Origin of the sequence: Amycolatopsis sp. M39 (genome assembly GCF_001651785.1) — a bacterium.
In the GTDB taxonomy this organism is placed as follows: Bacteria; Actinomycetota; Actinomycetes; order Mycobacteriales; family Pseudonocardiaceae; genus Amycolatopsis; species Amycolatopsis rubida.
Window position 1 is genome coordinate 1 of record NZ_LWSF01000040.1, and the last position, 7,666, is coordinate 7,666.

Consider the following 7,666-nt stretch of genomic DNA (forward strand, 5'->3'; position numbering starts at 1 on the left):
CTCGCCGCCCCGCCGCACGCCTCGCCGCCCCGCCGCACGCCTCGCCGCCCCGCCGCACGCCTCGCCGCACCGCCGCACATGAGTGGCGTTGCCGGTGAGAACCGGCCCCGCCACTCACGAGCGGGCGAAAGGCTCAGCGGCCCTGGTTCGCCACCGCGGCAGCGGCTTCCTTCGCCGCCTCCGGGTCGAGGTACTCGCCACCCGCCTTGACCGGCTTGAGGTCCGCGGTCAGGTCGTAGCGCAGCGGGATGCCGGTCGGGATGTTCAGCGCGGCGATAGCGTCGTCGGAGATTCCGTCGAGGTGCTTGACCAGCGCGCGCAGCGAGTTGCCGTGCGCGGCCACCAGCACGGTGCGGCCCGCCTGGAGGTCGGGGACGATCGCCGACTCCCAGTACGGCAGCAGCCGGGCCACGACGTCCTTCAGGCATTCGGTCAGCGGGGCCCGGTCGCCGAGGTCGGCATACCGCGCGTCGCCCGCCTGGCTGAACTCGTCCTTCGGGTCGATGGCCGGCGGCGGCGTGTCGTACGAGCGGCGCCAGAGCATGAACTGCTCCTCGCCGAACTCGTCCAGCGTCTGCTTCTTGTTCTTGCCCTGCAGCGCGCCGTAGTGCCGCTCGTTGAGCCGCCAGTCGCGCTTGACCGGGATCCAGTGCCGGTCGGCGGCGTCGAGGGCGACGTTCGCCGTGCTGATCGCCCGGCGCAGCAGCGACGTGTGCACCACGTCCGGCAGCAGCCCCGCCTCGGCGAGCAGCTGCCCGCCCTGGCGGGCTTCGCGCTCGCCGGTCTCCGAAAGGGGCACGTCCACCCAGCCGGTGAACAGGTTTTCCGCGTTCCACGTGCTCTGTCCGTGCCGCAGCAGCACCAGGGTCCCAAGTTCGGCCATGGCCATCAGCCTGCCAGAACGCGTGCGCGCCGCCAGTAGTGCGTCCACCCCTCTACCCAGAGTGCGTTACCCGGGAGTAACACTTTCACCCGACCCGCAGCCGGGTTGCCGACGAGCGGGCGAAAGAGTGCAAGGCGCTGCGCACTGTTATCCCCGTCAGCAAATTTCACTCGAACGGAGTAACCAGTAGTCTTGTGATTACTGGTCGATATCTGACAGGTTGGGCATGTCCCGCTCAGCCGGATTCCACGCACTCCCGGCTGATCACGGGCAGTGACCGCGGCTCGTCTCCCCCCTGCCGAGCCGCGGCCCGCCGGCCCCGTTGGCATCCCCCTCGTCACCGGGTCCAGCAGGCGGGACCTGCAGCGGGACGGCTCGAGATCGCGACTCCCCCTCCCTCGAGCCGTTCCGCCAGCCCCCTCACTGCGCGGGCCTGGCCTTACGCCGCCGCCGCAACCACCAGAACACCGCGCCCGCCGGGATCCCGAACGCGGTCACAAACGGCAGCAGCACGCCGAGCACACGCACCAGCCCGCCGCAGAAGGCGACGAATGCGTCCCAGCCGCCGGACAGCCCGGCGAGGAAGCCGCCAGTCTCCGCCGTCGCGGCCGCCTGCTTCGTCACCGACAGCGACACGGTCGCCATCGCGACCTTCCCGGCCAGTGACGCCTGCTGCCGCTCCAGCGACTCCAGCGTGGCCTGCCTGCTCGTCAGCTCGCTCTCGACAGACGCGATCTCGGACACCGACTGCGCCTTCGCCAGCAGCGCGCGCATCCGGTCGACGCTCGCCCGCTGGGTCGCCAGCCGCGCGTCCACGTCGACCACCTGCGAGGTCACGTCCTGTGCGCTGATTTCCCGCCGCCTCACCTGGCCGAGCCCGCCGAGCTGGTCCAGCACGCCGTCGAGTTTCTCCGCCGGCACGGACAAGGTCAGCGACGCGGAATCGTCCGTCGCGCTCTCCTGCCCGGGGTAGCCGCCCGCAGCGGTCGCGATCGCCTTGGCGCGGGACACGACGTCGCCAGTCTTCGGGGTGGTCAGTTCCAGCCGAGCGCTGCGTGCCAGTTTGCGGTCAGTCGCGCCGGGCTCGGGCACGTACGCCTGCGCGTTGCCCTGCCTCGGCGCTGCCCCCTGCTCCTGCTGCTGCGCGGGCGCGACAGCCGACCTCGCCGAGTCCGCGGTGTTGCCGCTGCATCCAGCCAGCAGCAACACCGCGGCACCCGCGAGCACGTATCTCCATCGAGTCCGCATTCCCGTCTCCCTCCAGTCGTTGGCGGTGAGACGAAGCGACGGTGCGGACCCGTTGCACGGAATCGGTTACGACTCGGTCAACCCCGGTTCGTGCCCTCCGGCGGGTTCGGCGAGGTGTTTGAACGCCTGGAGGTTCGCCAGCGATTCGCCGCGCGAGACGCGCCAGTCCCATTCGCGCTTGATCGACGTGGCGAATCCGATTTCCAGCAGGATGTTGAAATCGCCGTCGGCGGCTTCGACCACCTGGCCGAGGATCTTGTCCAGTTCGGACTCGGTCACCGTCTCCTTGCCGAAGCGGCCGACCAGGTAGATGTCGCCGAGACTGTCCACTGTGTAGTGCACACCGTAAAGCCGGGCGTTGCGCTGCAACAGGAACCGGTACACGTCCTCGTGCCGTTCGTCCGGACGGCGGCAGACGAACGCCTCCACCGAGAACGCGTGGTCGCCGTCCACGAGCCAGCAGTTGGTCTGCAGCTTCTTGGTTCCCGGCAACGTCACGAAATAGCGGCCTGCGCCGCGACGGTCGTAGGCGAGCCCACTTGAGTCCAAAGTGGACTTGATAGTCGCGTCAAGGCTCACACTGCCACCTCCGCCCGCAGTTCCAGCGCCTGCCGGAACGCTCTGGTCGCTTGAGCATAGATCTCCAGCAGCGAATCCGTGGTGCGCCGCCAGGAAAACCGCTGCGCGTGCCGCGTCGCGTTGGCCGCCAGTTCGGCTCGCCGGTCCGGCCGCAGCGCGACCGCGGCGAGCGCGTCGGCCCATTCCGGAGCGCCGTGCGACGGAACCAGCAGCCCGGAAACCCCGTGCGGCACCGCGACCGGCAGCCCGCCGACCTCCGCCGCCACCACCGGCGTACCGCACGCCTGTGCTTCGAGCGCGACCAAACCGAACGATTCGTTGTAGCTCGGCACCGCGACGACGTCGGCCGCGCGGAACACCGTGCGCAGCTTCAACCCGGTCTGCGGCGGCAGGAACCGCACCTGCTCGGCAATGCCCAGCGACACCGCCAGTTCGCGCAATGCCTGCGGCTGCTCCAACCCGGTGCCAGACGGTCCGCCGACCACCAGAACCACCAGCCGCGACGCCAATTCCGGCCGCCGTCGCAGCATTTCCGCCGCGGCGTGCAACAGCACGTCCGGAGCCTTGAGCGGCTGAATCCGTCCGGCAAAAGCGAGCACGACAGCGTCCGGCGACAGGTTCAGCTCGCGACGCGCGTCCAGCTGCGAGCCAGGCGTGAACCGTTCGAGGTCGACACCCGGCGGCACGGCATGCACAGCGTGCGTGGCAGCTCCGTAGAGATCGACCAGCTGCCTCGCCTCCACCTGCGTGTTCGCGACAAGACAGTCCGCTTCGGCGACCACCTGCTCCTCGCCCATCACGCGCGTGCGCGGCTCGGGTTTGTCACCCTCGGCGAGCAGCGCGTTCTTGACCTTGGCCAGCGTGTGCGCGGTGTGCACGAGCGGGACTCCCCACCGGTCCCGGGCCAGCCAGCCGACTTGACCGGACAGCCAGTAGTGCGAGTGGATCAGGTCGTAGTAGCCCGGCTCGTGAAACGCTTCCGCGCGCAGCACGCCCGAGGTGAACGCGCACAGCTGCGCGGGCAGTTCGTCGCGCGCCAGCGGCTCGAACGGCCCGGCGGGCACATGCCGCACCGTGACGCCGGGAGCCAGTTCGGCCAGCGGCGGCTGCTCCGACGAGGTCGCCCTCGTGAAGACCTCGACCTCGATGCCGCGTCGCGCCATCTCCTGCGCGGTCTGGCTGACGTACACGTTCATCCCGCCGGCGTCGCCGGTGCCCGGTTGCTCGAGCGGGGAGGTGTGCACGGACAAGACCGCGATCCGGCGCGGCTCAGCGATGAATCCCTTGAGGGTCACCTGGTCACTCCTGCTACTCGGCTGCGTCCCCGGCGAACCGCCGCAGCGCGGAGTTGAAGTCCTCCGGCTCCTCGATGAACGGCAGATGCCCGGCCTCAACGAACCAACGCAGGACCGCCCCCGGAATCTTCCCGGCCGAATACTCTGCCGCCGAAGGATCCACCACGCCGTCGGCCGAGCCGTGCACCACCAGCGTCGGTTTGTCGACCGCGGAAAGCACCTCACCACTGCCGATGTCCCGCCGGAACAGCGCGCCGCGCACCGCGGGCGGCACCGAAAGCGAACTGCCGAGCATCGCCTGCGCGTACGCACCAGGCACCTTCGGACTGGTCTGGGAGCGGGCGAACTCGACCAGCGCGGGGATCGCCGTCGCAGCGTCGGCCGAGAGCGCCGCGGGCAGCGCGGCCCGCATGATCGGCCCGGTCGCGCCGCCTTCGCGCTTGCGGCCGATCTCGGTGATCGCGCCCACCAGCACAATGCCGCCGAGCCGTGCGGTGCCGTGCTCGCGCAGGTAGTCCGCGATCACCAGTCCGCCGTAGGACCAGCCGACGACGATCGCCTCCGGACCGGCGAAGTCGAGCACCGCGGCGAGGTCTCCCGCCCACTGCGCGGGATCGTCGTAACCGTCCGAGGGGACGTCGGAGCCGCCGTGTCCGCGCAGGTCCATCGCGACGAGCCGGAACTGCCCGCTCAGCGCCGGGTCGGCCAGCTGAGCGGACCAGGCCGCGGCGGACTGGGCCCAGCCGTGCACGAAAACGATCGGACGCGCGTTCTCCGGGCCCTCGACGCGCAGTGCGATCCGCACGCCGCCGGCCCCGGTTACCTCAGTGTTCACGCCCTACTTCGTAGCAGACGGCCCTTGCCTCACTTCGCGGCCGAGAGCGACTTCCAGGTCGGCCAGTCGTAGAACCAGTCCTTGACGTCGGAGTTGGTCGGGCTGCCCAGCTTCGAACCGGTGACCTCGACCGGGTCGCCGATCATCGCCGTGTCGAAGTAGGCCTTGGCGTCCGCCTCAAGCAGGTTGACGCAGCCGTGCGAGTTGTTCGTCTTGCCGATCGCGGCCGCGTTGTCCTGGTTCTCGTGGATGAACTCGCCGTGGTTGGAGAACCGGCAGGCCCACTTCTTGTTGACGTTGGTGTAGCCGTAGCGGGCGTTGTCGAACACCGCGTGCGGCTCCTTGGACATGATGATGAAGGTGCCGTTCGGGGTGTTGCGGTCGACGACCGAGTCCAGCCCGTTGGAGCACGGGTAGCTCGCGCTCTCCGCACCGCCGCGGTAGACCTTCATCACATGGTCCGGGGTGTGGATCTTGACCACCTGGTTGCGGCCGATCTTGAACTTGGTGCTGACGTCCGATTTCACGTAGACGCCCCCGCCGAGGTCAACGCCGTACAGGTTGGCCTCGACCTCGACGGTCGTGTTGGCCGGCCAGTACTCCTTGGGCCGCCAGTCCACCTGGTTCGCCGACAGCCAGGCCCACGAGCCCTCGACGTCCTTGCTGGTCTTGACCTTGAGCGCCTTCTCGACGGCGACCCGGTCCTTCGGAGCGGCCCCGTTGAACTTCACGCTGATCGGCATCGCGACGCCGACCTCGGCGTCGTCGCCGGGGTTCAGCGTGGCGCGCACCGTCTTGGCCGGGCTGACCGTGGCGAACGACCCCTTCAGCTCAGCGGGGCGCTGGTCGCTGCCGGTCGCCTTGGCCGCGTAGTTGTAGGTCTTGCCGTAGCCGAGCGGTTCGGAGCTGGTCCAGGACAGGCCGTCGGGCGCGATCTCGCCCTTGATCTCGTCGCCGCCCTCGTTGGTCAGCTTGACCTCGGTGAGCTTGCCTTCGGTGACCTTCACCACCACTGGCTCGCGCACGCTCGCGTCCTTGGCTCCGGCGGCCGGGGTCGCGGTGAGCTTCGCCACCGGGGCGACCGGCTTGCCGCCGTTGTCGCCGCTTCCGCCCTGCGGCACCGCGGTGCCGTCGTTGCTGCCGCCCGAGCACGCGGCGGCCAGCGCAGCCGCACTCGCCGCGGCGACGACCTTGAACACCGTACGGCGCTCGATCACGGTCTTACCTCCACTTGTCCCCCGCACCGGCTTCTCCCACGCACATCAGCGCCGGTGAGCGATTCGACGTTACCTGCGAACCGGAAATTCCTCTCCATCCCGCAAGACGTTTCACCCGGTGTCCGGTTGCTGCCGGTTTCCTGTCCATTGGCTCACTCGGGTTACCCCGTGCGCCTCAGAGCGAACAGTTGATCAGCAGCGGTTCGGGATGGAGCCGCACACCGAACCGGGCCTCGACGCCGTCACGGACCTCGCGCGCCAGCGCCAGCAGGTCTTCGGTGCTGGCCTCGCCGCGGTTGGTGAGCGCGAGAGTGTGCTTGGCAGACAGCGAAACCCGGCCGCCCGGCCCCGGGTACCCCTTGCCGAACCCAGCCCGCTCGATCAGCCACGCGGCGGACAGCTTCACCCCGCCCTTGGCCGGGTACTGCGGGATCTTCCCCTCAGCCGACTCCGCGATCCGGCTCAGCACCGCCGCCGCTTCTTCCCCGGGGACGATCGGGTTGGTGAAGAACGAGCCCGCGCTCCAGGTGTCGTGATCCGCCGGGTCGAGCACCATGCCCTTGCCCCTGCGCAGCCCAAGCACCGCTTCCCGGACCTGCGCGGCGGGGACTTTCGCGTCGATCTCGACACCCAGCGTGCGCGCCAACTCGGCGTACCGGATAGGCGCGGACTGCCCGCTCGGGTCGATCCGGAACCGCACACTCAGCACCACGCCACGGTCTGTGCCCTTGAGCACGCTGGTGCGGTAAGCGAAGCCGAGTTCGTCAGCCTTGACCGTCCGCACCTCCTTCGCGGCCCGGTCGTACAACTCGACGGAGACGATCGACTCAGCCACCTCGCCGCCATACGCGCCGACGTTCTGGATCGGCGTCGCCCCCACCGAGCCCGGAATCCCGGAAAGACACTCAAGCCCGCCGAGGCCGTTGTCGACCAGCGCGGAGACAAACGCGTCCCACTCCTGCCCAGCCGCGACCTCGACGATGTCGGCGTCGCGAGTCCAGCCGGTGTTGGCGATCCGCACGAGAGTGCCTGCGAAGCCTTCGTCGCCGACGACGAGATTCGATCCGCCGCCGAGCAACAGAACGGGCTCACCCGCGTCGTCGGCATCGCGCACGGCGGCGACGAGTTCCGCGGCGGTGGTCGCGATCACGAGCCGACGCACCGGTCCGCCGACGCGGAGAGTAGTGAAGTCGGCGAGGCGAGCCGGACCAGGCGTTTCAGCGATGTCCACGGATACTGACGGTACTGCCCGCCCCCGCCCCGCCCCCTCGGACCGTCCGTGAGGGCCACCCTCATTGACTCTGATTCCCGCAGGGTTCCCCTCACGACCCGACACCGGCCCGCGAGAGGCCCCTTCACGGACGTGGATTCCCTCAAGGAGCCCTTCACAGACCACCGCCGCCCGGATGCGCCCCGCGAACCCCGCAACCACCAGCCCCCATCCGCGCGCACCCATCGCCTGCCCGAACCGCCGCCCCCCACGATCGAGGCACCCGGCCCCTCCCCCGCAGCCGATGCACCCACGGTCGAGACACCCAGCCGCTCCCCGCAGCCGATGCACCCACCACCGAGACACCCAGCCGCTCCCCGCAGCCGACGCACCCACCAC

The 7,666-nt window shown here is 69.7% G+C and carries 7 protein-coding genes; all 7 read right to left on the reverse strand.

What is annotated here, in order from left to right:
- Positions 1-133: 133 nt before the first annotated feature.
- The 7 genes from A4R44_RS42945 to A4R44_RS42975 all read right to left on the reverse strand — a co-directional run bounded on the left by A4R44_RS42945 (position 134) and on the right by A4R44_RS42975 (position 7,288).
- Positions 134-883 (reverse strand): phosphoglyceromutase, encoded by a 750-nt coding sequence (locus A4R44_RS42945; protein WP_067594834.1) that lies wholly within the window; start codon positions 881-883, stop codon positions 134-136.
- A 420-nt stretch (positions 884-1,303) separates the two neighbouring features.
- A complete protein-coding gene (locus A4R44_RS42950) occupies positions 1,304-2,131 on the reverse strand; it encodes a DUF4349 domain-containing protein (protein WP_067594837.1) in 828 nt (275 codons plus the stop codon).
- Between the two features lie 66 nt (positions 2,132-2,197).
- The gene (locus tag A4R44_RS42955) at positions 2,198-2,710 is read right to left on the reverse strand and encodes a YbjN domain-containing protein (protein WP_067594840.1); all 513 of its coding nucleotides are present in this window, start codon (positions 2,708-2,710) and stop codon (positions 2,198-2,200) included.
- Positions 2,707-4,005 carry a D-inositol-3-phosphate glycosyltransferase gene (gene mshA, locus A4R44_RS42960; protein WP_067594843.1) on the reverse strand — a complete coding sequence of 433 codons (1,299 nt, stop codon included), beginning with the start codon at positions 4,003-4,005 and terminating at the stop codon, positions 2,707-2,709. Before mshA ends, A4R44_RS42955 begins: the two co-directional genes overlap by 4 nt.
- Positions 4,006-4,018: 13 nt before the next feature.
- Complete coding sequence (locus tag A4R44_RS42965) at positions 4,019-4,840, reverse strand: alpha/beta fold hydrolase (RefSeq protein ID WP_067594846.1); 822 nt, start codon at positions 4,838-4,840, stop codon at positions 4,019-4,021.
- A gap of 29 nt (positions 4,841-4,869) precedes the next feature.
- A complete protein-coding gene (locus tag A4R44_RS42970) occupies positions 4,870-6,057 on the reverse strand; it encodes an Ig-like domain-containing protein (RefSeq protein ID WP_067594849.1) in 1,188 nt (395 codons plus the stop codon).
- A 175-nt stretch (positions 6,058-6,232) separates the two neighbouring features.
- Complete coding sequence (locus tag A4R44_RS42975; RefSeq protein ID WP_067594852.1) at positions 6,233-7,288, reverse strand: UDP-N-acetylmuramate dehydrogenase; 1,056 nt, start codon at positions 7,286-7,288, stop codon at positions 6,233-6,235.
- Between the last annotated feature and the right edge of the window lie 378 nt (positions 7,289-7,666).